Source organism: Pseudoxanthomonas sangjuensis, assembly GCF_010211755.1.
Taxonomy (GTDB): Bacteria; Pseudomonadota; Gammaproteobacteria; order Xanthomonadales; family Xanthomonadaceae; genus Pseudoxanthomonas_A; species Pseudoxanthomonas_A sangjuensis.
This window is the reverse complement of the sequence record NZ_PDWR01000037.1, coordinates 1-24,728: the sequence shown is the minus strand read 5'-3', so window position 1 is coordinate 24,728 and position 24,728 is coordinate 1. Positions and strand designations below refer to the sequence as shown.

At 70.3% G+C, this 24,728-nt stretch carries 23 protein-coding genes and 1 pseudogene; 15 read left to right on the top strand and 9 right to left on the bottom strand.

Going from position 1 to position 24,728, the window contains the following annotated elements:
* The first annotated feature begins 243 nt into the window (after positions 1-243).
* Entirely contained in the window at positions 244-1,173 is a 930-nt protein-coding gene (gene grxD, locus CSC71_RS14560) for a Grx4 family monothiol glutaredoxin (RefSeq protein ID WP_162375104.1), read from the top strand.
* A gap of 97 nt (positions 1,174-1,270) precedes the next feature.
* On the opposite strand, the gene alkB is transcribed toward grxD, so the two are convergent.
* Genes alkB through CSC71_RS14545 form a run of 3 tightly spaced genes read right to left on the bottom strand, consistent with a single transcriptional unit; the run spans position 1,271 to position 3,268 of the window.
* Positions 1,271-1,915 carry a DNA oxidative demethylase AlkB gene (alkB, locus tag CSC71_RS14555; RefSeq protein WP_162375103.1) on the bottom strand — a complete coding sequence of 215 codons (645 nt, stop codon included), beginning with the start codon at positions 1,913-1,915 and terminating at the stop codon, positions 1,271-1,273.
* 22 nt (positions 1,916-1,937) lie between these two features.
* Complete coding sequence (locus CSC71_RS14550; protein ID WP_162375102.1) at positions 1,938-2,489, bottom strand: DUF924 family protein; 552 nt, start codon at positions 2,487-2,489, stop codon at positions 1,938-1,940.
* Positions 2,490-2,491: 2 nt separating this feature from the next.
* Positions 2,492-3,268, bottom strand: coding sequence for an AMP nucleosidase (locus CSC71_RS14545; RefSeq protein ID WP_162375101.1), 777 nt, complete (start codon positions 3,266-3,268; stop codon positions 2,492-2,494).
* A gap of 136 nt (positions 3,269-3,404) precedes the next feature.
* Here CSC71_RS14545 and CSC71_RS14540 point away from each other — a divergent pair, with 136 nt between their 5' ends.
* The 5 genes from CSC71_RS14540 (at position 3,405) to CSC71_RS14520 (ending at position 8,174) form a co-directional block, all read left to right on the top strand.
* A complete protein-coding gene (locus CSC71_RS14540; protein ID WP_425501960.1) occupies positions 3,405-4,742 on the top strand; it encodes an amidohydrolase in 1,338 nt (445 codons plus the stop codon).
* 56 nt (positions 4,743-4,798) lie between these two features.
* Positions 4,799-5,992 (top strand): amidohydrolase family protein, encoded by a 1,194-nt coding sequence (locus tag CSC71_RS14535; RefSeq protein WP_162375107.1) that lies wholly within the window; start codon positions 4,799-4,801, stop codon positions 5,990-5,992.
* 130 nt (positions 5,993-6,122) lie between these two features.
* Entirely contained in the window at positions 6,123-7,067 is a 945-nt protein-coding gene (locus tag CSC71_RS14530) for a DegV family protein (RefSeq protein WP_162375099.1), read from the top strand.
* 52 nt (positions 7,068-7,119) lie between these two features.
* Positions 7,120-7,464: a hypothetical protein gene (locus CSC71_RS14525; RefSeq protein ID WP_162375098.1), complete on the top strand. Its 345-nt coding sequence runs from the start codon at positions 7,120-7,122 to the stop codon at positions 7,462-7,464.
* Complete coding sequence (locus CSC71_RS14520; RefSeq protein ID WP_246192242.1) at positions 7,461-8,174, top strand: Dph6-related ATP pyrophosphatase; 714 nt, start codon at positions 7,461-7,463, stop codon at positions 8,172-8,174. The genes CSC71_RS14525 and CSC71_RS14520 overlap by 4 nt, the downstream gene beginning before the upstream one ends.
* Positions 8,175-8,192: 18 nt before the next feature.
* On the opposite strand, the gene fghA is transcribed toward CSC71_RS14520, so the two are convergent.
* The 3 genes from fghA to CSC71_RS14505 form a co-directional block, all read right to left on the bottom strand.
* Entirely contained in the window at positions 8,193-9,023 is an 831-nt protein-coding gene (gene fghA, locus CSC71_RS14515) for an S-formylglutathione hydrolase (protein WP_162375097.1), read from the bottom strand.
* 8 nt (positions 9,024-9,031) lie between these two features.
* Positions 9,032-10,141 carry an S-(hydroxymethyl)glutathione dehydrogenase/class III alcohol dehydrogenase gene (locus tag CSC71_RS14510; RefSeq protein WP_162375096.1) on the bottom strand — a complete coding sequence of 370 codons (1,110 nt, stop codon included), beginning with the start codon at positions 10,139-10,141 and terminating at the stop codon, positions 9,032-9,034.
* Between the two features lie 140 nt (positions 10,142-10,281).
* Positions 10,282-11,646 (bottom strand): glutamate--cysteine ligase, encoded by a 1,365-nt coding sequence (locus CSC71_RS14505; RefSeq protein ID WP_162375095.1) that lies wholly within the window; start codon positions 11,644-11,646, stop codon positions 10,282-10,284.
* A 250-nt stretch (positions 11,647-11,896) separates the two neighbouring features.
* Here CSC71_RS14505 and CSC71_RS14500 point away from each other — a divergent pair, with 250 nt between their 5' ends.
* Entirely contained in the window at positions 11,897-12,592 is a 696-nt protein-coding gene (locus CSC71_RS14500) for a VIT1/CCC1 transporter family protein (protein WP_162375094.1), read from the top strand.
* 149 nt (positions 12,593-12,741) lie between these two features.
* Entirely contained in the window at positions 12,742-14,586 is a 1,845-nt protein-coding gene (locus tag CSC71_RS14495; protein WP_162375093.1) for a glycoside hydrolase family 13 protein, read from the top strand.
* A 57-nt stretch (positions 14,587-14,643) separates the two neighbouring features.
* Here the strand turns inward: CSC71_RS14495 and yihA are convergent, their stop codons facing one another.
* The gene (gene yihA / locus CSC71_RS14490) at positions 14,644-15,270 is read right to left on the bottom strand and encodes a ribosome biogenesis GTP-binding protein YihA/YsxC (protein WP_162375092.1); all 627 of its coding nucleotides are present in this window, start codon (positions 15,268-15,270) and stop codon (positions 14,644-14,646) included.
* A 97-nt stretch (positions 15,271-15,367) separates the two neighbouring features.
* On the opposite strand from yihA, the gene CSC71_RS14485 reads away from it, so the two are divergent.
* The 4 genes from CSC71_RS14485 to CSC71_RS14470 all read left to right on the top strand — a co-directional run bounded on the left by CSC71_RS14485 (position 15,368) and on the right by CSC71_RS14470 (position 18,767).
* Positions 15,368-16,159, top strand: coding sequence for a c-type cytochrome (locus CSC71_RS14485; RefSeq protein ID WP_162375091.1), 792 nt, complete (start codon positions 15,368-15,370; stop codon positions 16,157-16,159).
* Between the two features lie 209 nt (positions 16,160-16,368).
* Positions 16,369-17,004, top strand: a complete 636-nt coding sequence (locus tag CSC71_RS14480) for a thiol:disulfide interchange protein DsbA/DsbL (protein WP_162375090.1) — start codon at positions 16,369-16,371, stop codon at positions 17,002-17,004.
* Positions 17,005-17,113: 109 nt separating this feature from the next.
* Positions 17,114-17,938 carry a thiol:disulfide interchange protein DsbA/DsbL gene (locus CSC71_RS14475; RefSeq protein WP_162375089.1) on the top strand — a complete coding sequence of 275 codons (825 nt, stop codon included), beginning with the start codon at positions 17,114-17,116 and terminating at the stop codon, positions 17,936-17,938.
* Positions 17,939-17,975: 37 nt separating this feature from the next.
* A complete protein-coding gene (locus tag CSC71_RS14470) occupies positions 17,976-18,767 on the top strand; it encodes an endonuclease/exonuclease/phosphatase family protein (RefSeq protein WP_162375088.1) in 792 nt (263 codons plus the stop codon).
* A gap of 9 nt (positions 18,768-18,776) precedes the next feature.
* Here CSC71_RS14470 and CSC71_RS14465 read toward each other — a convergent pair whose 3' ends face one another.
* On the bottom strand, positions 18,777-19,577 hold the full coding sequence (locus CSC71_RS14465; RefSeq protein ID WP_246192239.1) for a sulfite exporter TauE/SafE family protein: 801 nt from the start codon (positions 19,575-19,577) through the stop codon (positions 18,777-18,779).
* Positions 19,578-19,659: 82 nt separating this feature from the next.
* On the opposite strand from CSC71_RS14465, the pseudogene CSC71_RS14460 reads away from it, so the two are divergent.
* Together CSC71_RS14460 and CSC71_RS14455 are read left to right on the top strand one after the other, a co-directional pair.
* A pseudogene (locus CSC71_RS14460) lies at positions 19,660-21,611 on the top strand (transglycosylase SLT domain-containing protein).
* 103 nt (positions 21,612-21,714) lie between these two features.
* A complete protein-coding gene (locus CSC71_RS14455; RefSeq protein WP_162375087.1) occupies positions 21,715-22,941 on the top strand; it encodes a multifunctional CCA addition/repair protein in 1,227 nt (408 codons plus the stop codon).
* A 90-nt stretch (positions 22,942-23,031) separates the two neighbouring features.
* On the opposite strand, the gene CSC71_RS14450 is transcribed toward CSC71_RS14455, so the two are convergent.
* Positions 23,032-24,039, bottom strand: coding sequence for an integron integrase (locus CSC71_RS14450; RefSeq protein ID WP_162375086.1), 1,008 nt, complete (start codon positions 24,037-24,039; stop codon positions 23,032-23,034).
* A gap of 173 nt (positions 24,040-24,212) precedes the next feature.
* On the opposite strand from CSC71_RS14450, the gene CSC71_RS14445 reads away from it, so the two are divergent.
* On the top strand, positions 24,213-24,569 hold the full coding sequence (locus CSC71_RS14445) for a hypothetical protein (protein WP_162375085.1): 357 nt from the start codon (positions 24,213-24,215) through the stop codon (positions 24,567-24,569).
* The last annotated feature ends 159 nt before the right edge of the window (positions 24,570-24,728 follow it).

Genomic DNA, 24,728 nt, shown 5'->3' with positions numbered 1-24,728 from the left:
CGAGTCTCACATCCGCGGCGTGACACATGTGGTTATATTCGCAGAGGACGGCGCTAACCGAGGTGCGCTGTGGTCGCGGGGGCCCGGGGTGTGGTAGGAGAACCGCGCCCCGCCCCGGGGCATCCTCTCCCCCCGGCGGGCACGGGAGGGGAATCCGCGCGACGCAGCGTTGCCCTGCCGTTACGCCGCTCCCATGTCGGAGGCGTAAACTTGATTCCTCTGAAATCCGCGGAAATCCCGAAGATGTCCCTCGATCCTGCCCTGCGTTCGCGCATCGAATCCCTCCTGCAAGCCAACCGCGTCGTGCTGTTCATGAAGGGACAGCCATCGATGCCGCAGTGCGGCTTTTCGGCCAAGGCCGCTGGCGCGCTGAACGCGCTGGGCGTGGAGTTCGCCCACGTCAACGTGCTGGCAGACGCTGAAATCCGCGAGGGCATCAAGGTCTACGGCGACTGGCCGACGATCCCGCAGCTGTACATCGGCGGCGAGCTGATCGGCGGCAGCGACATCATCGAGCAGATGGCCAACTCCGGCGAACTGTCGCAGCTGCTCGGCCTGCCGCCGATCGACCGCACCCCGCCGCGGATCACGATCACCCCGGCCGCGGCCGAAATGCTCGCCAACGCGGTCGAAGATGCCGGCCCCGGCTCGGCGCTGGTGCTGGCGATCGACGCGCGGTTCCAGCCCAGCTTCCAGATCGGCCGCCTGGACCCGAACGCGATCGCCGCCGAATCCAATGGCGTGCGCGTGCAGTTCGACCCGGCCAGCGCGCGCCGCGCCGAAGGCGTCACCATCGACTGGATCGACGACTTCCGCGGCAAGGGCCTGGCGATCGACAACCCGAACGCGCCGAAGGCGGTGCAGCAGATCTCGCCGCAGGATGCCGCCGCGAAGGTCGGCGCCGGCGAGCTGCTGCTGGTCGACGTGCGCCCGGCCGACGAACGCGCGCTGGCCTCGGTCGGCGTGCCGTTCAGGACCTTCGACGGCAACGGCCGCGCCGAACTCGAAGCGCTGCCGAAGGACACCGCGATCGCCTTCCTCTGCCACCGCGGCGGCCGCAGCCAGGCCGCGGCGGAAGCCTTCGCCGCGCACGGCTTCGCCAAGGTCTTCAACGTTGCCGGCGGCATCGACGCGTGGGCCGACGAAGTGGATGCCGACGTCGGCAAGTATTGAGTTCATGTAGGAGCGGCGTAAGCCGCGATCGGAAACCGACCATGTTCACGGCGTCGTCCGCGTGCACGGGACATGGCGGTCGCGGCTTACGCCGCTCCTACACGGTCTTCCTGAAAGTCAGGTTGATCCGCTTTCCGCCCAGCAGCGGATGCAGCGCCGGCTTGACCGGCGCGACGCCGTGGTAGCGCAGGCGGTCGACACCGCCCCAAACGACGACATCACCATGCCGCACCTCGATGCGCCGCGGCCTGTCGTTGCGCTTCATCCCGCCGAACAGGAAGATCGCCGGAATGCCGAGCGACGCCGAGACGATCGGCGCGACCTTGTCGCCTTCGTCGCGGTCCTGGTGCAGGCCCATGCGCGAACCGGGCAGGTAGCGGTTGATCAGGCACGCGTCCGGCGCATAGCCGGCGAAGCCGAGCGCGGCCGCGGCGTCGCGGGCGAGTTCGCGCAACATCGGCGGCATCGCCGGCCACGGCCTGCCGCTGTCGGGATCGATCGCGCTGTAGCGATAGCCGCGCGCGTCGCTGGTCCAGCCGCGTTCGCCGCAATTGGTCATCGCCACCGACATCGTGCCGGCCGGCGTGACCAGGTGCCGGAACGGCGCGGCCGCGGCGATTTCCTCCACCGCCGCGAGCAGCGCATCGGCGCGCGCCAGCGCGAAGCCGCGCAGCACGCGCGCCTGTTCGCCGAGCGCTTCGTCGGTGAATCGGGTTTCGTCCGCGAACAGATCGCCGTTCATGCCGCCGCCCGGCAGCGCCCCGTCAGAATCCGCCGCCCGCGTCCAGCCATGCCTGCTCTTCCGGCGTGTTCGGCCGCCCGAGCGCACGGTTGCGGTGCGGGAAGCGGCCGAAGCGTTCGATCACGTCGAAGTGCGCCCGCGCGTACTTCTCGTAGTTGCCGTCGCCCAGGCCGCGGAACAGTTCCAGCGAACGCCGCTGGTCCGCGATGTCCTCGGAATGCTCGAACGGCAGGTAGAAGAACAGGCGCAACTCGACTGGCGCCTGCAGGTCGAACCCCGCCTCGATCGTGCGCGCGGCGCAGTGCCTGGCCAGCGGATCGGTGGCGTAGGCGTGGGCGCTGCCGCGGAACACGTTGCGCGGGATCTGGTCGAGCAGGATCAGCAGCGCCAGCGCGCCTTCGGCCGATTCCATCCAGTGCTCGAGCTCGCGGCGCGCGGCGGCGTGGTGCGCGTCGAGGAAGCGCGCCCGGCAATCGGCGTCGAACGCTTCGCCGCCGCCGAACCATTTCCGGTAACCCGAATCGCGCCAGAAACCGACGACGTCCAAGGGCGCGATGGCGATTTCGCTGCCCATGGCTATTCGTCGAACTTCAGGTGCCGCACCGAGCGCCCGTTGCGGCGGATCAACTTCAGCGACTCGATGCCGATGTTGACGTGGTCGCGGACGAACCGCGAGCTGACCTTGGCGTCGGAGGCCTCGGTCTTCACCCCTTCGGGGATCATCGGCTGGTCGCTGACCAGCAGCAGCGCGCCGCTGGGGATGCGGTTGGCGAAGCCGGCGGCGAAGATCGTCGCCGTTTCCATGTCGATGGCCATGCAGCGCATCTGCCGCAGCCGCTCCTTGAACTCGCCGTCGTGTTCCCAGACGCGGCGGTTGGTGGTGTAGACGGTGCCGGTCCAGTAGTCGTGGCCGAGGTCGCGGATCGTGGTCGAGATCACGCGCTGCATCGCGAACGCCGGCAGCGCCGGCACCTGCGGCGGCAGGTAGTCGTCGCTGGTGCCTTCGCCGCGGATCGCGGCGATCGGCAGGATCAGGTCGCCGAGCTGGTTCTTCTTCTTCAACCCGCCGCACTTGCCGAGGAACAGCGCCGCCTTGGGCATGATCGCCGACAGCAGGTCCATCATCGTCGCCGCGTTCGGGCTGCCCATGCCGAAGTTGATCATGGTGATGCCGTCGGCGGTGGCGCTGGGCATCGGCCGGTCGAGGCCGACGATGGGCGCGCCGGTCAGCTCGGAAAACACGTTGAGGTAACCGCCGAAGTTGGTCAGCAGCACGTGCTGGCCGAACTGGTCCAGCGCCACGCCGGTGTAGCGCGGCAGCCAGTTCTCGACGATCTCGGGCTTGTCCTTCATCGCGATCCTTGGTTGTTCTGCTTGTCCCGCCGCCATTCTATGACTTCATGCAGGCTTGGCGGGTCGCGCCGGCGCGGCTAAGGTAGGGCTCGAGCCCCCGGGGAACCCTGCGATGACGCGAACCACGACCCTCGCGCTGGCCGCCGTGCTGCTTGCCGGCTGCAGCGCGCACGGCGCCACCCGAAGCCAGCCGCAGGCGGAAACGACGGCAGCGTCCGGGGCCGTCGCCTTCGCCGGCACCTACCGGCCGATCCCCTCGCCGCCGGTGCTGATCGAACACGCCACCGTGCTGACCGGCACCGGTACGCGCCTCGACGACGCCGACGTGCTGTTGCGGGACGGCAGAATCGCCGCGGTCGGCGCCGCGCTCGATGCGCCGGCCGACACTGTGCGCGTCGACGGTCGCGGCAAGTGGATCACGCCGGGCATCATCGACGTGCATTCGCACCTGGGCGTCTACCCCAGCCCCGGCATGAGGGCGCACAGCGACGGCAACGAAATGACCCAGCCGGTCACCGCCGACGTCTGGGCCGAGCATTCGGTGTGGCCGCAGGATCCCGGCTTCCTGGCCGCGCTGGCCGGCGGCGTCACCGCGCTGCAGGTCCTGCCCGGCTCGGCCAACCTGATCGGCGGCCGCGGGGTGACGCTGAAGAACGTGCCGGCCACGACCATGCAGGGCATGAAGTTCCCCGGCGCGCCGTACGGGCTGAAGATGGCCTGCGGCGAGAACCCCAAGCGCGTCTACGGGCAGAAGGGCGGCCCGGCCACGCGCATGGGCAACATGGCCGGCTACCGCAAGGCCTTCATCGACGCCGCCGACTACGCGAAGAAGAAGGACGCCAAGCGCGACCTCGAACTGGAAACGCTGGCCGGCGTGCTCGACGGCAGCATCCGCGTGCACATCCACTGCTACCGCGCCGACGAGATGGCCAACATGCTCGACCTGGCCAGGGAATTCGGCTTCAGGATCGCCGCGTTCCACCATGGGGTCGAGGCCTACAAGCTCGCCGACCGGCTGGCCGCCGAAGGCGTGTGCGGCGCGCTGTGGGCCGACTGGTGGGGCTTCAAGATGGAGGCCTTCGACGGCATCCAGGAGAACATCGCGCTGGTCGACCGCCCGCAGGGCAGCTGCGCGATCGTGCATTCGGATTCCGAGGAAGGCATCCAGCGCCTCAACCAGGAGGCGGCGAAGGTGATCGCGAACGCGAAGCGCGCCGGCATCGGCGAGATCGCGCCGGAACACGCGATCCGCTGGCTCACCGCGAACCCGGCCAGGGCGCTGGGCATCGACGCGCAGACCGGCACGCTGGAAGCCGGCAAGATGGCCGACGTGGTGCTGTGGAACCGCAACCCGTTCAGCGTCTACGCCCAGGCCGAGCAGGTCTACATCGACGGCGCGCGCGTCTACGACCGCCACGACCCGGCGCGGCAACCGAAATCGGACTTCATGCTGGGACAGGGAGGTGGCCTGTGAAGCGCCTGCTGCTTTCCGCCGCGCTGTTCTGCGCCGGCGACGCCTTCGCCCAGGACATGCTGATCCGCAACGCCACGGTGCACACCGCGACCGCGCAGGGCACGCTGCAGGGCGCCGACGTGCTGGTGCAGGGCGGCGTCGTCCGCGCGGTCGGCCCGGGCCTGGCCGCGCCGGCCGGCGTGTCCGTGGTCGAAGCCGGCGGCAGGCCGCTGACCCCGGCGCTGTTCGGCGGCATCACCGACATCGGCATCGAGGAAGTCTCCGGCGAATCCAGCACCGTCGACAGCGCGGTGACGCTGAAGGACGCGCAGCCGGTGCGCCCGGAATTCGACGTGACCCTGGCCTACAACCCCGGCTCGGTGCTGCTGCCGGTGGCGCGCGTCGAAGGCATCGGCTTCACCCTGCTCGGCGCCGGTGGCGGCGGCGCTTTCGTCGATGGCCAGGGCGGCGTGGTGCGGCTGGACGGCAGCGCCGATCCGATCGGGCCGCGCGCGCTGTTCGTCAGGCTGGGCAGCGATGCGCTGGGCGAAAGCGGCAAGTCGCGCGCGGCGCAGTGGATGCTGCTCGACCAGCTGGTCGCCGAGGCGCGCGGCCGCGTCGCCGCCGATTCGCCGCACGCCCTGCTGACCCCGGCCGGGCGCGCGGCGCTGGCGAAGTACCTGTCGGGGCAGGGCCGCATCGTGGTGTCGGTGAACCGCGCCGCCGACATCCGCCGGTTGCTGCGCTGGGCGAAGCGCGAGGGCGTGCGCATCGCCGTTTCCGGCGGCGCCGAGGCGTGGGAACTGGCCCCGGAACTGGCGCAGGCGCAGGTGCCGGTGTTCGTCGACGCGCTGGCCGACCTGCCGGCCGACTTCGACCGCATCGGCGCGACCCTGGAGAACGCGGCGCGGCTGCGCGCGGCCGGCGTCGAAGTCGGTTTCAGCCAGACCGGCGACGCCTCGCACAACGCGCGCAAGGTGCGGCAGCTGGCCGGCAACGCGGTGGCGAACGGCCTGCCGTGGGAAGACGGCCTGGCCGGGCTGACCCGGGTGCCGGCGCAGGCCTTCGGCGTCGCCGACCAAGTCGGCGCGATCGCGGTGGGCAGGACGGCCGACCTGGTGCTGTGGAGCGGCGACCCGCTCGACGTGGCCAACGTCGCGCAGCAGGTGTGGCTGGGCGGCCGGGCGATGCCGATGAAGTCGCGGCAGACCGAATTGCGCGACCGCTACCTGCGCCCGGCCGGCAACCTGCCGCGCGCCTACCCGCACTGACCGCGGCCGCGGCGCCGATATCACATTCGCGGGCGTCCAGGCGCCCGCGAATGCGAAAACGCGACCGCCGTCGGACTTTGACGCTACAATCGCCGGCGTTCTTGTCAGTACCGCGCACCGGAGAATCGTCATGCGCATCGGGATTGTGGTCGACTCGTGCTGCGACCTGCCGCAGGAGTACTTCGACCGGCACGGCATCGTGATCCTGCCGATCACCGCGCGCATCGGCGAAGCGGTGCTGGCCGACCATCGCGACGAGCAGGCCACGCTGGAGTTCCTGCGCGCGCACGTGGCCGAACGCGGCCACGAGGCCGAGACCACGCCGTTCACCGTCGAGCAGATCCGCGACCTGTTCCTGAAGCGGCTGGTCATCGACTACGACCACGTGTTCTGCCTGACCATCTCCAAGCTGCGCAGCCAGATCCACGAGAACGCGCTGCAGGCCAGCTTCGCGATCCTCAACGACTACAAGCCGGTGCGGCAGGCGGCGGGCCACACCTCGCCGTTCGCGCTGCGCGTGATCGACACGCTGAACCTGTTCGCCGGCCAGGGCATCACCGCGGTCGAGGCGGTGCGCCTGCGCGAGCAGGACGCGAACGTCGCGCAGATCCGCATGCGCCTGGAATACCTGGCCGAGAACACCTACATGTACGGCGTGCCGCGCGACCTGTACTACCTGCGCGCCCGCGCCCGCAGCAAGGGCGACCGCAGCGTGGGCCTGCTCAGCGCGGCGCTGGGCAGCGCGCTGGACATCAAGCCGGTGCTGCGCGGCTACCGCGGCGTGACCGAGCCGGCGGCCAAGCTCAAGGGCTTCGACAACTCGGTGGAGAAGGTGCTGGACTTCGTTTCCGCGCAGGCGCGCAAGGGCCTGCTGACCCCGACCGTATGCCTGAGCTACGGCGGCGAGCTGGCGGAAATGCGCGCCCTGCCCGGCTACGCCCGCCTGCGCGACACCTGCGCCGACAACGACATCGAGCTGTACGAAAGCGTGATGAGCCTGACCGGCATGATCAACGTCGGCAAGGGCGGGCTGACGGTCGGCTTCGCCGCCGAACCGCACACCCTGAGCGTATAACGAAGGTCTAACTTCGGCTCGGCTACGCTGCGCGCAAACTGCCGCAACCGCCATGCCGATCCGCTACTACATCAGCCTGCCCGACCCGGCCCGCGCGCGCGGTCGCGAAGGCGCCTACAGCTTCAGCGCGCACGGCGCCGAGGAATTCGCCGCGCAACTGCAGTCGGCATTGCGCGAAGACCGGCTGTTCCGCCGCTGGCGCGACGCCCAGCCCGAACCCGACGCGGTCGATCCGCTGCTCGGCGCCACCGACCCGGCGGCGAACGTGCGCGGCGAGCAGCACGACCTGCAGATCAACCTGATCGCGGTCACCTCGCTGCCCAGCGCCGCCTTCAAGCACCGCCTGCGCCTGCTTGCCGGCAGCCACTGGGAACTGCGCGACGTGTCCGCGGCGTGATCCCGCCGCGAGCGACCGCAACGCCGCCCGCCCCGGTGCTGCTGGCGTGGAGCGGCGGCAAGGATTCGGCGTGGGCGCTGCACGAACTGCGCCGCCGCGACGACTGCCGCGTGGTCGCGCTGCTGACCACGATCACCGCCGAATACGGCCGCGCCTCGATGCAGGGCATCCGTGCCGACGTGCTCCGCGCGCAGGCCGCGGCGGCCGGCTTGCCGCTGCTGGAGGCGCCGATCCCCGCCGCCTGCGACAACGCCGCATACGAAGCGGCGATGGCGCGCGTGCTGGACGCGGCGCGGACGCGCTGGCCGGCGCTGCGCAGCGTCGCCTTCGGCGACCTGTTCCTGGAAGACATCCGCGCCTACCGCGAGCGCAATTGCGCGCGCGCCGGCTGGCAGGCGCTGTTCCCGCTGTTCGGCCGCGATACCGCGGCGCTGGCGCGCGAGATGCTCGCCGGCGGCCTGCGCGCGACGCTGTGCTGCGTGGACACGCAACGACTCGACGCGGGTTTCGCCGGCCGCGATTTCGATGCCGCGCTGCTCGATGCGTTGCCGCCGGGAGTCGACCCGTGCGGCGAGAACGGCGAATTCCACACCTGCGTTGCTGCCGGACCGATGTTCGCAGCGCCGCTGGCGCTGGCGAAAGGCGACACCGAACTGCGCGACGGGCGCTTCGCCTACACCGATTTCGCATTGCCGACAGGCGCGGCGTAGCCGCGGCGCCCGGCTTGCCTACGCCTTCAGCGCCGCGGCGTGGTGGGCGATGTGTTCGCCGATGAAGCTGGCGATGAAGTAATAACTGTGGTCGTAACCGGGGCGCAGGTTCAGGCGCAGCGGGTGTCCGGCGTTTGCGCAGGCTTCGCGCAGCAGGTGCGGCTGCAACTGGCTGCCGAGGAATTCGTCGGCTTCGCCCTGGTCGACCAGCAGCGGCAGTCTTTCCGGCGCCGACGCGACCAGCTCGACCGCGTCGTAGGCCTTCCAGGCCGCGCGGTCGTCGCCGAGGTAGGCGGCGAACGCCTTTTCGCCCCATGGCGCGCGCGACGGCGCGACGATCGGCGAGAACGCCGAGACGCTGCGGTAGCGGCCGGGATTCTTCAGCGCGGCAACCAGCGCGCCGTGCCCGCCCATCGAATGGCCGCTGACCGCGCGCGCGTCGGACACCGGGAATTCCGCCTCGACCAGCGCCGGCAGTTCCTCGACGACGTAGTCGTACATGCGGTAGTGCCCCGTCCACGGCGCCTGCGTCGCGTTGACGTAGAAACCGGCGCCCTGGCCGAGGTCGTAGCCGGCAGCGTCGGCCACGTCGTCGCCGCGCGGACTGGTGTCGGGCGCGACGACGACGACGCCGTGCTCGGCGGCATAACGCTGGGCGCCGGCCTTGGTGATGAAGTTCTGTTCGGTGCAGGTCAGGCCGGACAGCCAGTACAGCACCGGCAGCCGCTCCCTGCCCGCCTGCGGCGGCAGGTACACGGCGAAGTTCATCGAACAGCCGAGCGTCCTCGATTCGTGCCGGTAAACGTCCTGCCAGCCGCCGAAGCAGGCGCGGTGCTCGATGCGTTCCATCGTGCGCCTCAGTAATGGATCACCGTGCGGATCGACTTGCCTTCGTGCATCAGCTCGAAGGCCTCGTTGATCCGGTCCAGCGGCAGCGTGTGGGTGACGAAGGGCGCGAGCTGGATCTCGCCGCGCATCGCCTGCTCGACCATGCCCGGCAGCTGGCTGCGGCCCTTCACGCCGCCGAACGCGGTACCCATCCACTTGCGGCCGGTGACCAGCTGGAACGGGCGGGTGGAGATCTCCTGCCCCGCGCCGGCCACGCCGATGATCACCGACTGGCCCCAGCCGCGGTGCGCGCATTCCAGCGCCGCGCGCATCACGTCGACGTTGCCGATGCATTCGAACGAGTGGTCGACGCCCCAGCCGGTCATCTCGACGATCACCTGCTGCACCGGCTTGTCGTGGTCCTTCGGATTGACGAAGTCGGTGGCGCCCATCTCCTTCGCCTTGGCGAACTTGTCCGGGTTGGTGTCGATGGCGATGATGCGGCCGGCCCTGGCCAGCCTTGCGCCCTGGATCACCGCCAGGCCGATGCCGCCGAGGCCGAACACCGCGACGCTGTCGCCTTCCTGCACCTTCGCGGTGTTCTTCACCGCGCCCAGCCCGGTGGTGACGCCGCAGCCGAGCAGGCAGACCTGCTCGTGGTTCGCTTCCGGATTGATCTTCGCAAGCGAGACTTCGGCGACGACGGTGTATTCGCTGAAGGTCGAGCAGCCCATGTAGTGGTAGACCGGCTGGCCGTTGTACGAGAAGCGCGTGGTGCCGTCCGGCATCACGCCCTTGCCCTGCGTCGCGCGCACCGACACGCACAGGTTGGTCTTGCCGGACTTGCAGAACAGGCATTCGCCGCATTCGGCGGTGTACAGCGGGATCACGTGGTCGCCGGGCTTGACGCTGGTGACGCCCTCGCCGACCTCGACGACGACGCCCGCGCCTTCGTGGCCGAGCACCGCCGGGAAGATCCCTTCGGGATCGTCGCCGGACAGGGTGAAGGCGTCGGTATGGCAGACGCCGGTGCGGTCGATCTTCACCAGCACCTCGCCCTTGCGCGGCGGCTCGACGTCGATTTCGACGATCTGCAGCGGCTGGCCCGGGCCGAAGGCGACTGCGGCGCGCGATTTCATCATGGAGCTCCGTGAGATGTTGGCGGCGGCAAGAATACGCTTTGCGGCACGGCTGTGTGTAGGAGCGGCGTGAGCCGCGACCGTCGTGCGATGCGACGAAACCGGTCGCAGCTCACGCCGCCCCTACGGGAACATCGAGCTCAATACGCGAATTCGCGGAACACGCGGTCGACGTCGCCGTTCCATTCCTCGCGGAACAGCCGCAGCTTGCGCTCGGCCGGCGTCTGGTTGGCCTCGGCGATTTCGATCAGCGGTTCGATGAAACGGCTTTCGTCTGTGCCGTTCGCGTTGACGCGCGCGCGGCGTTGCAGGCCGGCGACGGCGATCTTCAGCGCCTCGACCGCGAGTTCGCGCACCGTGGCGCCGCGGAACGGCAATTTCAGCGCGTGTTTCGGCACGCCGTCGCGCAGCGCATGGCGTTCTTCCAGCGAGAGGTCCTTGACCAGGTCCCAGGCCGCGTCGAGCGAGGTCGCGTCGTAGAGCAGGCCGACCCAGAACGCCGGCAGCGCGCACAGCCGGTTCCACGGGCCGCCATCGGCGCCGCGCATCTCCAGGAACTTCTTCAGCCGCACTTCCGGGAACGCGGTGGTCAGGTGGTCGGACCAGTCGCGCAGCGTCGGCAGCGCGCCGGGCAATGCGGGAAGCCTGCCGGCGAGGAAGTCGCGGAAGCTCTGCCCGCTGGCGTCGTGGTAGGTGCCGTCGCGATAGCTGAAGTACATCGGCACATCGAGGATGTAGTCGACGTAGCGCTCGTAGCCGAAGCCGCTGTCGAACACGAAGTCGAGCATGCCGGTGCGATCCGGGTCGGTGTCGGTCCAGATGTGCGAGCGGTAGCTGAGGTAGCCGTTCGGCCGACCCTCGGTGAACGGCGAGTCGGCGAACAGCGCGGTCGCGACCGGCTGCAGCGCCAGCGACACGCGGAACTTCTTCGCCATGTCCGCCTCGCTCGAATAGTCGAGGTTGACCTGCACGGTGCAGGTGCGGGTCATCATGTCCAGGCCCAGCTTGCCGACCTTGGGCATGTAGGCGCGCATGATCCGGTAGCGGCCCTTCGGCATCCACGGCATCTCGTCGCGCCGCCACTTCGGCTGGAAGCCCATGCCGAGGAAACCGAGCCGCAGTTCGTCGGCGACTTCCTTGACCTCGTGCAGGTGGGTGCCGACTTCGACGCAGGTCTGGTGGATGTTTTCCAGCGCGGCCCCGGACAGCTCCAGCTGCCCGGCCGGTTCCAGCGTGACCGAGGCGCCGTCCTTCGACAGCGCGATCACCCGGCCGTTCTCCTCGGCGGGCTGCCAGCCGAAGCGGGTCAGGCCTTTCAGCAGCGCCTCGATGCCGCGCTCGCCGTCGAACTCCGGCGGGCGCAGGTCGTCGAGGCGGAAGCCGAACTTCTCGTGTTCGGTGCCGATGCGCCAGTCCGCCGCGGGCTTCTCGCCGGCGGCGATGTAATCGACCAACTGCGCGCGGCTTTCGATCGGCGTATCGGAAACGAGGCTGGGACTGGACAAGAACGTTCTCGCGGAAGGGTCGTAGACGACGCGAGATGGGGCCCTGGCCCGCTCCCGGCAAGGGCGCACTATACCGGGCCCGGATACCGGCATTGCCCGCCGGCCGCGCGCCCCAGTTTTCCATCGGTGCGCGCAAACGGCCGTCGACCGGAGGGCGCGCGGATGAAACTGCTTCTCTCTCCGGCCTCGCGGAACGAGGCCGATTATCCTGCATGCCCCTGCCGCAACCACGCGACCGCACATGCCCACGATGCACAAGCATGGACCCGAAACCCATGGCCTCGGGCGCGCCGGCTGGCTGCGCGCCGCGGTGCTGGGCGCCAACGACGGCATCGTTTCCGTCGCCGGGCTGGTGGTCGGCGTCGCCGCCAGCGGCGCCAGCGACAGCGCCATCCTGGCCAGCGGCATGGCCGGGCTGGTGGCCGGCGCGATGTCGATGGCCGCCGGGGAATACGTCTCGGTGCAATCGCAGGCCGACCTGGAAATGGCCAACCTGGCGATCGAGAAGCGGGAGCTGAGCGAAGATCCGCACGCCGAACTGGACGAACTGACCTCGATCTACGTGCACCGCGGCCTCGAGCCGGCGTTGGCGCGGCAGGTCGCCGAGCAGCTGACCGCGCACGACGCGCTGGCCGCGCATGCGCGCGACGAACTGGGCATCACCGAGACCCTGCGCGCGCGGCCGCTGCAGGCCGCGCTGGCCTCGGCGGCAGCGTTCACCGTCGGCGCGCTGCTGCCGGTGCTGACCGCATGGCTGGCGCCGGCTTCGCGGGTCGGCCCGGTCACCATCGCCGTGACGCTGCTCGGCCTGCTGGGGTCCGGCGCGCTGGCCGCCGGGACCGGCGGCGCGCCGGTGCTGCGCGGCGCCTGGCGGGTGTTCTTCTGGGGCGCGCTGGCGATGGCGGCCTCGCACGGGATCGGCTTGCTGTTCGACGTGCGGGTCTGAGGCCGTCCACGACCAGGCACCCCGCGACGGCCATGTCGCGATGACGGCCTGTTGCGTTGCCGCACATACGAATTCAGTCCGCCGTGCGTTGCCGGTGCGGCAGCCCCGCCTGTAGCCTCCGCGCGGATACCGCGACTCCGGGAACAACGATGCGACTGGCGAATATCTTCCTGCTGATGCTGTTGGCCACGGCATTGCCGCTGCGCGCGGCCACCATCGACCACCTGGAGCCGGCCAACTGGTGGGTCGGCATGAAGCACGACCGGGTCGAGCTGCTGGTGCACGGCGCCGGCATCGCCACTGCAACGCCGCGGCTGCAGCGCGACGGCGTGAACATCGTCGATGTGCAGAAGACCGAAAGCCCGAACTACCTGTTCGTCACCGTCGAGGTCGCGGCGGACGCCAAGCCCGGCGCGTTCGACATCGAGTTCGTCGAAGGCGGCAAGGTCGTGGCGACGCACCCGTGGCGCCTCGACGCGCGCGCGCCCGGTTCGGCCCGGCGCCGCGGCTTCGACGCGCGCGACGCGATCTACCTGGTCACGCCGGACCGCTTCGCCAACGCCGACCCGTCCAACGACAGCGTCGCCGGCCTGAAGGAAACGGCCAACCGCGCCGACCCCAACGGCCGCCACGGCGGCGACATCGCCGGCATCCGCAGGCACCTCGACTACATCGCCGGGCTCGGCTTCACCCAGCTGTGGATCACGCCGCTGCTGGAGAACGACCAGCCCGGCTTCTCCTACCACGGCTACGCGATCACCGACCTGTACCGCACCGACCCGCGCTTCGGCAGCAACGACGACTACCGCGCGCTGTCGGGCGAGGCGCGCGCCCGCGGCGTCGGCCTGATCATGGACGTGGTGCTGAACCACATCGGTTCCGGACACTGGTGGATGAATGACCTGCCCAGCCGCGACTGGATCAACAACGGCGGCAGGTTCGCCCCCGACAACCACCGCCGCACCACGATCCAGGATCCGCACGCGGCGCCGGCCGACCGCCGGGGCTTCGTCGAAGGCTGGTTCTCCGAGGCGATGCCCGACCTCAACCAGCGCAACCCGCACCTGGCGACCTACCTGATCCAGAACACGCTGTGGTGGATCGAGTACGCCGGCCTGTCCGGGATCCGCGAGGACACCTTCGGCTATGCCGACACCGATTTCCTCAGCGCTTGGGCGCAGGCGGTGCTGGACGAATACCCCGACTTCGCGATGGTCGGCGAGGAATGGAGCGCGAACCCGGCGATCGTCGCGCACTGGCAGCGCGGCAAGGCCAACCGCGACGGCCACGTGCCGCACATGCCCAGCATGATGGACTTCCCGGTGCACATCGCGCTGCGCGACGCGCTGCTGAAGCCGGAGGTCTGGGAAGGCGGCTGGACCCCGCTGTACGAGGCGCTGGCCAACGACTTCCAGTACCCGGACCCGGACCGGCTGGTGGTGTTCGCCGAGAACCACGACACCACCCGCGCGTTGGCGCACGTCGGCGGCGACGTCGGCCTGTGGAAGCTGGCGATGGCCTACGTGGCGACGACGCGCGGCATCCCGCAGTTCTACTACGGCTCGGAAGTGCTGATCGAAGGCCCGCGCGAACGCCGCGACGGCGAGCTGCGCGCCGACATGCCCGGCGGCTGGGCCGGCGACAAGGCCGACGCCTTCACCGGCAGGGGCCTGAGCGCCGCGCAACGCGACGCGCAGGAGTACGTGCGCCGGCTGTTCGAGTGGCGCAAGCGCACGCCGGTACTGCACGCCGGCAAGCTGCAGCATTTCGCGCCGGCCGATGGCGTCTACGTGTACTTCCGCTACGACGGCAAGGACACGGTGATGGTGGCGCTGAACAAGAATGCGCAGGCGGCGACGCTGGATCTGGCGCGCTTCGCCGACTTCGTCGAACCCGGCGACCGCGGCACCGACGTGCTGGCCGGCAAGCCGGTGACGCTGGGCGGATCGCTGCGGATCGAGGGCAAGAGCGCGGCGGTCATCGAACTGGAGTAAGGAAGCCGTACTTTCTCCCTCTCCCCTTGCGGGAGAGGGAGAAAGCAGCAGAGGCGCCTAGAGCCCCAGCCACCCCGCCACCACCGCGCGCGCCTCCTCGACGCCCTGCCTGGACTCGGCGGAGAACGCCTGCACGCCGACCGTGTCGCCGAAGGCGGAGAACAGTTCGTTCTTCACCTTGCGCAGGGTCTCGGCCTGCTGGCCGCGGCCGAGCTTGTCGGCCTTGGTCAGCAGCGCGTGCGCGGGGATGCCGCGGCGCACCGCGTAACCGAGCATCAACCGGTCGTAGTCCTTCAGCGGGTGGCGGATGTCCATCACCACCACCAGCCCCTTCAGCGCGTTGCGGGTCTGGAAGTAGCGGTCGATGAAGGCCTGCCAGTGCGCCAGCAGCTCCTGCGGCACCTTGGCGTAGCCGTAGCCGGGCAGGTCGACCAGCCACTGCTTCGGCTTGACCTCGAAATACACCAGCTGCTGGGTGCGGCCGGGGGTTTTCGACACCCGCGCCAGCGCGTTGTGCCCGGCCAGGGCGTTGAGCGCGCTGGACTTGCCGGCGTTGGAACGGCCGGCGAAAGCGACCTCGGCGCCGTCGTCGGGCGGCAGTTGGCGGGCCTCGTGCGCCGACAGCAGGTAGCGGGCGGCGTTGAGCGGGTTCGGCTGATGCGGTGGATTCGTGGTCTTGGCCATGCTTCTAGCATCGCATGGCCGCCGACCGGGCCGGGCGAATTGACCCGCCGACCCGCCCTTGCCGATAATCGGCGCTAGGGAATCACGGAGCTTTAGCATGCGCCACGCTCGTGTCTGGGGAATCGCCGGATTGGCCATCGCCGCGGTGGGCGCGGTTGCGTACGCCCAGACCACGGTGGCGCCGTTGCCGGACAACCCGCCGGTGGTGGCCGCGCCACTCGAGATCGACTGGGGCAAGACCGTCGCCGGCGACGCCCAGGCCGGGCAGGCCAAGGCCGCGGCCTGCGCCGCCTGCCATGCCGCCGACGGCAATTCCTCGGTGCCGGTGTACCCGCGCATCGCCGGGCAGAGCGAAAGCTACATCGCCCGGCAGATGGCGCTGATCGCCAGCGGCCAGCGCACCTCGGGCGCCGCCGCAGCGATGGTGCCGTTCGTGCAGGGCCTGACCCCGCAGGACATGCGCGACATCGGCGCGTATTTCGCCACGCAGAAGTCCGGCGCCGGGCTGGCCGACGACAGCGTGGTCGCCGAAGGCCCGTACAAGGACATGAAATACTTCGAAATCGGGCAGCGCCTGTACCGCGGCGGCGATGCCGCGCGCGGCATCCCGGCGTGCCTGGCCTGCCACGGCCCGACCGGCGCCGGCAACCCGGGACCGGCCTACCCGCACATCGGCGGCCAGCACCAGGATTACGTCGCGGCGCGCCTGCAGGCCTACCAGGCCGGCACCACCACCGAAACCGACCGCACGATGTTCGACATCATGGCGCAGGTCGCCAAGCCGCTGACCGCCGAGGAAATCACCGCGCTGGCGACCTACCTGCAGGGTCTGCACGACCGCGCCGACGACGTGGCCGCGGCCGGTTCCGCGACCGCCGCCGCACATTGAGTACGCAAACCCCCTCTTCCGCCGGGAGAGGGGTCGGGGCGGGACGCGGCGAAGCGGCGGCGGGCGGCGCCCCCAGGCATGCGAACTCCGGCGCTCGTCGCGCTGTCGCAGTCAGTCCACGCTCACCGACTTCGCCGTACCCTCATCCGGCGCTTCGCGCCACCTTCTCCCGAAGGGGGAAGGCAAAGAGCCGCTTCCGGGACCGCACGATGAAATTCCGCTTCGCCCTCGCTCCTTTCCTGCTCGCCCTGCTGCCGTTCGCGGCCTTCGCCTCCGTCGACGCGCCGGTGCAGGGCGAGGACTACGAGCTGATCGCCAACGGCCAGCCGTTCGCGCCGCTCGACGGCAAGGTCGAGGTGGTCGAGGTGTTCAGCTACGGCTGCATCCACTGCGCGCACTTCCAGCCGCTGGTCGACGCATGGAAGCAGAAGCTGCCGGCCTACGTGCGCTTCACCCCGGTCCCGGCGCCGCTCAACAGCGCGTGGCTGCCCTACGCCCGCGCCTACTACGCCGCGGCCAACCTCGGCGTACTGCCGCGCAGCCATTCGGCGATGTTCAAGGCGCTGCACGAAGTCGGCAGCCTGCCGCTGCAGAACGCCGCGGCCAGCGAGATCGCCACGTTCTACGCCGGCTACGGGATCAAGCCCGAGGCCTTCGTCGACGAGTTCTTCGGCGCCCGCGTCAGCGCGCAGCTGAAGCAGGCCGAGCAGTTCGTCATCCGCAGCGAGTCCTACCGGACCCCGACGATCATCGTCAACGGCAAGTACCGCGTGCTCGGGCGCACCTACGACGACGTGCTGCGCATCACCGACGCGCTGGTGAAGCGCGAACACGGCGCGAAGTGAGCGCGCGGCCCGCAACGGTGACGCAGGTTCATCGGCCGGCCCCGGCCTTGGCTTAGACTTCCCAGTCCCGAACCCGCCCCCGAATACCGGCTTGCCTGGAGTTCCATCCATGAAATCCCGCCTTGTCCTGTCGATGACCGTCCTGCTGGCGCTGGCCGCCTGCAAGCCCGAGGCCGCGCCGGTCGAAACCGCGCCGGCCGCGCCCGCCGCCGAAACAGCCGTCGCACCCGCGGCCGCGCCGGTCGCGGCGACGGAGGAGGCCCCGGCGGCGCCCGCAGCCGTGGAAACCGCGCCGGCCGCCGCAGCGGCGCCCGCCACGCCGGCGCCCGCCCCATACACCGGCCCGGCGCTGGTGCCCGGCGTCGACTACACCGAGATCGCCGGCGGCCAGCCGTACGAGCCGCTGGACGGCAAGGTCGAGGTGGTCGAGTTCTTCAACTACATCTGCCCGGCCTGCAACGCCTTCGAGCCGCTGCTGAGGGACTGGAAGTCGCGCCAGGCCGCCGACGTGCGCGTCACCCTGATCCCGGCGACCTTCCGCCCGGACTTCGCCGAATACGCCAAGGCCTACTACGCCGCCGAGGCGCTGGGCATCGCCGCGAAAAGCCACGACGCGGTCTACCGCGCGGTGCATATGGAAGGCCGCCTGCCCGGCGAAGGCCAGAAGTTCGACGCCGACAAGGTCGCCGCGTTCTACGCCCAGTACGGCGTGTCCGCCGACCAGTTCAAGAACACGATGCGCAGCTTCGCGGTCAACGGCAAGGTCAACAAGGGCAACCAGTTCATGCTGCGCTCGCAGATCGGCGGCACGCCGTCGCTGGTGGTCAACGGCAAGTACCTGGTCAAGGGCCGCAGCTGGGAAGACATGATCCGCATCCTCGAGGGCCTGGTCGCGCAGGAGCGCGCCAAGGCCGCCACCGGCGCGGCGAACTGAGCCGTCCCGCGCCCCCACGGCAAGGCATGTCCCCCGCATGACCGGATCGGCGACCACCCGGCGGCTGCGCCTGCTCAGCGCGAACATCCAGGCGGGGTCCAGCACCCGCCGCTACAGCGACTACGTGACCCGCAGCTGGTCGCACGCGCTGCCGGTCGGCGGCAAGCAGGGCAGCCTGGACGCGATCGCGCAGCTGGCGCGCGGCCACGACATCGTCGGCCTGCAGGAGGCCGACCCGGGCAGCCTGCGCTCCGGTTTCACCAACCAGACCCACTACCTGGCCGAGCGCGCCGGCTTCGACTACTGGAGCCACCAGCCGAACCGCAACGTCGCGCGCCTGGCCGGCAGCGCCAACGGCCTGCTGAGCCGGCTGGAACCGGTCGAGATCACCGACCACCCGCTGCCCGGCCGCATCGCCGGGCGCGGCGTGCTGGTCGCGCGCTTCGGCGAAGGCGACGAGGGCCTGGTCGTGGCGGTCGCGCACCTGTCGCTGGGCGCGAACTCGCGGCGCTCGCAGCTGGCCTTCCTCGGCGAACTGCTGCACGACCACCACCACGCGGTGCTGATGGGCGATTTCAACTGCACGCCCGACGTGCCGGAAATGGAGCTGCTGTACAAGCGCAGCCACCTGCGCCCGCCGCACGCGCACGTGCCGACCTTCCCCAGCTGGCGGCCGCAGCGCGCGATCGACCACATCCTGGTCAGCGCGGCGCTGCGCAACGGCGCCGGAAGCGCGCTGCCCGCGGCCAACTCCGACCACCTGGCGCTGGCGATGGAAATCGAGGTGCCGCCGCAGGCGCTGCGCGGCGCGACCGCCGCCGCGGCCTGAGCCCGCCACTCAGCCGCCCAACGCCAGCAGCGCCGCCACCGCCAGCAGGAAGCACGCGAACACCCGCTTCAGCGCCGCGCCGCCGATGCGGTGCGCCAGCTTCGTGCCGTACGGCGCGGCCAGCAGCGAAGCGACGGCCACGCCGAGCGTCGCCGGCAGGTGCACGTAGCCGATCGCATGCTGCGGCAGCGCGCCGGCCGGCGCGTGCAGCGCGTAGCCGAGCGCGCTGGCCAGGCCGATCGGCACGCCGCAGGCGCTCGAGGTGCCGACCGCGCGCACCGGCGCGATGCCGCGCCAGACCAGCAACGGCACGGCCATGCTGCCGCCGCCGATGCCGACCACCGACGACACCGCGCCGATGCCGACCCCGGCCGCGCTCATCGGCCAGCCGCGCGGCGCCGGCGCGCGCAGGTCGCCGCCGCCGTTGCCGTTGCGGCTGGCGAACATCTGCAGGGCGACGATGAAGCAGTAGGCGGCGACGATCCAGCGCAGCGCGTCGTCGGCCACGTGCACCGCGAACGCGCTGCCGAGCCAGCCGCCGAGCAGCAGCCCCGGCGCCATCCACGCCGCGGTCGGCCACATCACGCTGCCGCGCCGGTGGTGCGACCACGCCGACGACGCCGCGGTCACCACGATGCTGGCCAGCGAACTGGCCAGCGCCGCGTGCAGCGCCGCTTCCTTCGGCACGCCGTGCAGCGGCAGCAGCCACGCCAGCGCGGGGACGAGGATCACGCCGCCGCCGATGCCGAGCAGCCCGGCCAACACGCCGGCGACCGCGCCGAGCAGGGGAAAGATCCAGATTCCGTCCAAGCCGGCGCCTCGCTGTCGTTCGTACGCGTTGGTTCAGGTTCTTGCTGGGCGATTCACGCGTTCCCGCCTAGTATCCGGAAGCATGAAGCCGCTGCATTCTCTCATCGTGTGCGCCATCTTGTTGTCCGCCGGCGCCGGGCTCGCGCTGGCCTACGCGCGCGGGCTGGACGCGCAACGCCCGCAACTGCGCGCCGCGCTGGAGGCGGCCGAAAGCGGCCGCTTCGACGCCGCGCGCTACGCCGGCCTGCAATCGCATCCGGTCTGGCCATGGATCGAATACGCCGCGCTCAGCCACGACATCGCGACCCTGTCCGATGCGCAGGCGTGGGATTTCCTGCAGCGCCGGCAGGACCTGCCGGTGGCCGGCCTGTTCCGCGGCCAGTGGCTGGCCGAGCTGGCGCGGCGCCAGGACTGGCCGGCCTTCCTCGCCACGTGGCAACCGCGCGAAAACGTGGCCCTGCGCTGCGACGAGCTGCAGGCGCGCCGCGCCACCGGCAATGCCGACGCGCAATGGACCGCCGACGCGCAGGCGATCTGGCTGAGCAGCGGCAAGTCGCTGCCGGACGCCTGCGATCCGGTGTTCGCCGCGCTCGACGGCGCCGGCGGGCTGACCCCGCCATTGCGCTGGCAACGCATCGACCTGGCCATCGGCGAAGGCCAGCCCAACGTCATCCGCAGCATCGCCCGCGGCCTGCCGGCGGCCGACGCCGCGCTGGCCAACGACTACGCCGCCTTCCTCGACGCCCCGCATCCGCGCGCCGCGCGCTGGCCGAAGGACGCGCGCAGCCGCACGGTCGCGCTGGTCGGCCTGGCGCGGCTGGCCGAGAAGGATGCCGACGCGGCCGAAGCCCAGGCCTGGGCGCTGGCCGACGCGCTGGCGATGGGCGAAACCGAACGCGGCAAGCTGATGTACTCGCTGGCGCTGTGGAGCGCGGCCTCGTACCTGCCGGATTCGGCGCGGCGCCTGAACGCGGTGCCCGCGACGCTGTACGACGAACGCCTGCACGAGTGGCGCGTGCGCGAAGCGATGGCGCGCGCCGACTGGCCGGCGCGCTGGCCGCGCTGCGCAAGATGACGCCGGCGCAGCGCGCGGACCCGCACTGGCAATACTTCGAAGCCCGGCTCGCCGAGAAGACCGGCGACGCGGCCGAGGCGCGGCGCCTGTACGCCGAAGTGGCGAAGAGCGCGACCTTCCACGGCTTCCTCGCCGCCGACCGCCTTGGCCAACCCTATGCGCTGTGCCCATGGCAACCCGCGCGCGACCACCAGGCCAAGGCCGCCGTCGCCGCCGATCCCGGCATCGTCCGCGCGATGGAACTGTGGCAGCTGGACCGGCCGAACTGGGCGACGCGCGAATGGGACGCGGCGCTGAAGCGCTTCGACGACGCGCAGCGCCGGCTCGCGGTCGAGGTGGCGAACGACAACGGCTGGTTCGACCGCGCGGTGTTCGCGCTCGGCAGGCAGCCGGACGAGTCGCGCCTGTACGAACTGCGCTTCCCGCTGCACCACGAGCGCACGATCGAGCGCGAGGCGAGGAAGAACGCGCTCGATCCGGCCTGGGTCGCCAGCGAGATCCGCGCCGAAAGCGTGTTCAACCCGAAGGCGCGCTCGCCCGCCGACGCGCGCGGGCTGATGCAGGTGCTGCCGTCCACCGGCGCCGCGGTCGCGCGGCGCATCGGCCAGCCGTGGAACGGCGGCGACACGCTGTACGACGCCGACGCCAACATCGCCATCGGCAGCGCCTACCTGCGCGAGGTGCTGGACAAGTACGGCGCGCCGTACGTGGCCATCGCCGCCTACAACGCCGGCCCGACCCCCACCGCGCGCTGGCAGTCGCAGCGGCCCGGCTTCGACCCGGATTTCTGGATCGAGACGATCAGCTACCGGGAAACCCGCGAGTACGTCGCGCGCGTGCTGGCCTTCAGCACGATCTACGACTGGCGCATGCACGGCAAGGCGTTGCCGCTGTCGGAGCGGCTGCGGGGGAATTTCGACGGCAAGCGCAAGCCGTTCGCCTGCCCGGCGCAGTCCTGATCCCGTTTCCCCGCGCGATCGAACCCTTCCCCCTGGCGGGAGAAGGCGGCGCGCAGCGCCGACGATGCGCCGCAATCGCGGCCGATCAGGCATCATTTCCCCCATGCAGACCTATCTCGTCGGCGGCGCGGTGCGCGACAAGTTGCTCGGCCTTGCGCCGGGCGACCGCGACTGGGTCGTGGTCGGCGCCACGCCCGACGACATGCTCGCGCGCGGCTTCAGGCCGGTGGGCCGCGACTTCCCGGTGTTCCTGCACCCGCAGACCGGCGAGGAGTACGCGCTGGCGCGCACCGAACGCAAGAGCGGGCGCGGCTACCGCGGCTTCGTCGTCGACGCTGATCCGTCGGTGACGCTGGAACAGGACCTGCAGCGCCGCGACTTCACGATCAACGCGATCGCGCAGGACGAGCATGGCGAGCTGGTCGATCCCCACGGCGGCGCGCGCGACATCGAACGCCGCGTGCTGCGCCACGTCGGCCCGGCCTTCGTCGAGGACCCCCTGCGCGTGCTGCGCGCGGCGCGCTTCATGGCGCGCTTCGCGCCGCTGGGCTTCGTCGTCGCCGACGAAACGCTGGCGCTGATGCGGCGGATCGCCGCGTCGGGCGAACTCGACGCACTGGTGCCGGAGCGGGTGTGGCAGGAATTGCGCAAGGCGCTCGCCTCGAAGCAACCGTCGGCGTTCCTGGCCACGTTGCGCGCCAGCGCCGCGCTGGCCGCGGTGCTGCCGGAAGTCGACGCGCTGTACGGCGTACCGCAGCGCGCGGACTTCCATCCGGAAATCGACACCGGCATCCACCAGCAGCTGGTCAGCGACATGGCGGCGGGGCTGGCGCCGGGCGACGACCGGGTCGGCTTCGCCGCGCTGGTCCACGACCTGGGCAAGGCGCTGACGCCGAAGGAGGCGCTGCCCCGGCACATCGGCCACGAGAACGCGGGCATCGCGCCGATCCGCGCGCTGTGCGAGCGGCTGAAGGTGCCGGCCGAACACCGCGAACTGGCGGTCATCGCCTGCCGCGAGCACCTGAACGTGCCCCGCCTGCCCGAACTGCGCGACGCGACGGTCTACGCGTTGTTCGCGCGCTGCGATGCGTTGCGCAAGCCGGAACGCATCGCGCAACTGGCGCTGGTCTGCGAAGCCGACCAGCGCGGCCGGCTGGGCAACGCGGACGCGGATTACCCGCAGGGCCGCGAACTGCGCCGGCTGCTGGATGCCACGCTGTCGGTCAACGCGAAGGACCTGGCGCAGCAGGGCCTGCCGGGGCCGCAGATCGGCGAGGCGTTGCGGAAGGCGCGCATCGCCGCCATCGCCGCGGCGCGCGACCGGCCGTAGCAGCGGGCCCTGCCCGCGACCGCCGTGCACGGCGCTTCGCGGAATCATTCGTCGTTGGGGACGGCTCCCGGCCGCGGGCAAGGCCCGCTCCTACCGGTCGAGGGGGCTCAGCACGCCGCCGGCGCCACGGTTCAGCACGTGCGTGTAGATCTGCGTGGTCGCCACGTCCTTGTGGCCGAGCAGTTCCTGCACGGTGCGGATGTCGGCGCCGGCCTCGAGCAGGTGGGTCGCGAACGAATGCCGCAAGGTATGCGCCGACACCGGTTTGACGATCCCGGCGCGGCGGCACGCGACCTTCAGCGCGCGCGACAGCATGCCGTCGTCGAAATGGTGCCGGCGCTCGCAACCGTCGCGCGGGTCGCGCGATCGTCGCTCGGACGGGAACAGGAACTGCCAGCCCAGCTCGCGCCCGGCGTTCGGATACTTGCGCGCCAGCGCGTGCGGCAACTGCGCTTCGCCGAAGCCTTCGGCCAGGTCGGCGGCGTGCAATAGGCGCACGCGCTCCACTTCTTCGCGCAGGGCCGCGACCAGCGTCGCCGGCAGCACCGTGCGCCGGTCCTTGCCACCCTTGCCGTCGCGCACCACGATCTCGTTGCGTTCGAAGTCGACGTCCTTGACCCGCAGGCGCAGGCATTCCATCAGGCGCATGCCGGTGCCGTACAACAGGCTGGCGAGCAGCCTGGGACGGCCGTCCATCAGCGCAAGCACGCGGCCGATCTCGTCGCGCGAAAGCACGCTGGGCACGCGCCGGCCGTGCTTGGCGCGGACGACGTTCTCCAGCCAGGGCAGGTCCATGCGCAGGACTTCGCGATAGAGGAACAGCAGTGCGGTGAGCGCCTGGTTCTGGGTGCTGGCGGACACCTTGCCGTGCACGGCGAGCCCGGTCAGGAAGGCCTCGACTTCGGCGGCGCCCATGTCGCGGGGATGGCGCTTGCCGTTGGCGAGGATGAAGCGCCTTATCCAACCGACATAGATGTGCTCGGTGCGCAGGCTGTAATGCCTGACGCGGATGCGCCGCCTGACTTCATCGAGCAACCGGGGCGATCCGCTACCGATAGCAGACCGGTTTATCGGCGCATTTCGTGATGGATATGGCATATCGCCTCGCAAATTGAAATATGCAAGGCAGGATTGCTGCCATGACCGACCCGCAGCTATCGGTCAACAGCTTGATTACACGTAGGAATTTGCCCCTTGAACGCCCCGCCCGGGCCGCGGATACTTCGTCATATCACCCCGATTTGGGGTCTATTAGGCGTTAGGCCCGCCCCATGCAAAATCGCGAGTCCAACAAAGCACTCAACATCGCGTCCTTGGCTGCGCTGATCGCCGCCTTGGCGCTCTCGACACCACTCGCTGAGCGATTCATCGCCGCTATCTGGCAGTGGTACAAATTTTCTGGCTACTCGGGCGCCGGCCACATCACACTGAGTCTCAAAACGGGCTTGCTCTTCTCCGGGTTGCTAGCGGCCACTTTTGGATCGGCTTTGTGGTTCAATCAGCTTGCCAAACACCGCACTGCCACTCGCGCCAGGAGTTTGTCATTCCTAGCCATGTGGATTTCAGTGACGGTTCTGGCGGCTTACTGGCTCTTAGGCATGAGTAACCTCAATGTCTGGCGGGCCTAACAATTCATTCAAGCCGAACCCGCTTCGCGGGTCGGCTTAATTCAGCAACTGTCTTGAGAAGACGCCTTTTAGGCGACAGCCGCCAAGGCCATCAACTCGTCCCGACGCCGTGCATTGACGATCGTCAGCAGCTTGCGCATGCAGGCTACCAGCGCGACC

What these genes read in the sequence shown, in the direction of transcription:
- grxD (WP_162375104.1), top strand. Translation starts at nt 244, where the DNA reads ATGTCCCTCGATCCTGCCCTGCGTTCGCGCATCGAATCCCTCCTGCAA.
- alkB (WP_162375103.1), bottom strand. Translation starts at nt 1,915, where the DNA reads ATGAACGGCGATCTGTTCGCGGACGAAACCCGATTCACCGACGAAGCG.
- CSC71_RS14550 (WP_162375102.1), bottom strand. Translation starts at nt 2,489, where the DNA reads ATGGGCAGCGAAATCGCCATCGCGCCCTTGGACGTCGTCGGTTTCTGG.
- CSC71_RS14545 (WP_162375101.1), bottom strand. Translation starts at nt 3,268, where the DNA reads ATGAAGGACAAGCCCGAGATCGTCGAGAACTGGCTGCCGCGCTACACC.
- CSC71_RS14535 (WP_162375107.1), top strand. Translation starts at nt 4,799, where the DNA reads ATGCTGATCCGCAACGCCACGGTGCACACCGCGACCGCGCAGGGCACG.
- CSC71_RS14530 (WP_162375099.1), top strand. Translation starts at nt 6,123, where the DNA reads ATGCGCATCGGGATTGTGGTCGACTCGTGCTGCGACCTGCCGCAGGAG.
- CSC71_RS14525 (WP_162375098.1), top strand. Translation starts at nt 7,120, where the DNA reads ATGCCGATCCGCTACTACATCAGCCTGCCCGACCCGGCCCGCGCGCGC.
- fghA (WP_162375097.1), bottom strand. Translation starts at nt 9,023, where the DNA reads ATGGAACGCATCGAGCACCGCGCCTGCTTCGGCGGCTGGCAGGACGTT.
- CSC71_RS14510 (WP_162375096.1), bottom strand. Translation starts at nt 10,141, where the DNA reads ATGAAATCGCGCGCCGCAGTCGCCTTCGGCCCGGGCCAGCCGCTGCAG.
- CSC71_RS14500 (WP_162375094.1), top strand. Translation starts at nt 11,897, where the DNA reads ATGCACAAGCATGGACCCGAAACCCATGGCCTCGGGCGCGCCGGCTGG.
- CSC71_RS14495 (WP_162375093.1), top strand. Translation starts at nt 12,742, where the DNA reads ATGCGACTGGCGAATATCTTCCTGCTGATGCTGTTGGCCACGGCATTG.
- yihA (WP_162375092.1), bottom strand. Translation starts at nt 15,270, where the DNA reads ATGGCCAAGACCACGAATCCACCGCATCAGCCGAACCCGCTCAACGCC.
- CSC71_RS14485 (WP_162375091.1), top strand. Translation starts at nt 15,368, where the DNA reads ATGCGCCACGCTCGTGTCTGGGGAATCGCCGGATTGGCCATCGCCGCG.
- CSC71_RS14480 (WP_162375090.1), top strand. Translation starts at nt 16,369, where the DNA reads ATGAAATTCCGCTTCGCCCTCGCTCCTTTCCTGCTCGCCCTGCTGCCG.
- CSC71_RS14475 (WP_162375089.1), top strand. Translation starts at nt 17,114, where the DNA reads ATGAAATCCCGCCTTGTCCTGTCGATGACCGTCCTGCTGGCGCTGGCC.
- CSC71_RS14470 (WP_162375088.1), top strand. Translation starts at nt 17,976, where the DNA reads ATGACCGGATCGGCGACCACCCGGCGGCTGCGCCTGCTCAGCGCGAAC.
- CSC71_RS14455 (WP_162375087.1), top strand. Translation starts at nt 21,715, where the DNA reads ATGCAGACCTATCTCGTCGGCGGCGCGGTGCGCGACAAGTTGCTCGGC.
- CSC71_RS14450 (WP_162375086.1), bottom strand. Translation starts at nt 24,039, where the DNA reads ATGCCATATCCATCACGAAATGCGCCGATAAACCGGTCTGCTATCGGT.
- CSC71_RS14445 (WP_162375085.1), top strand. Translation starts at nt 24,213, where the DNA reads ATGCAAAATCGCGAGTCCAACAAAGCACTCAACATCGCGTCCTTGGCT.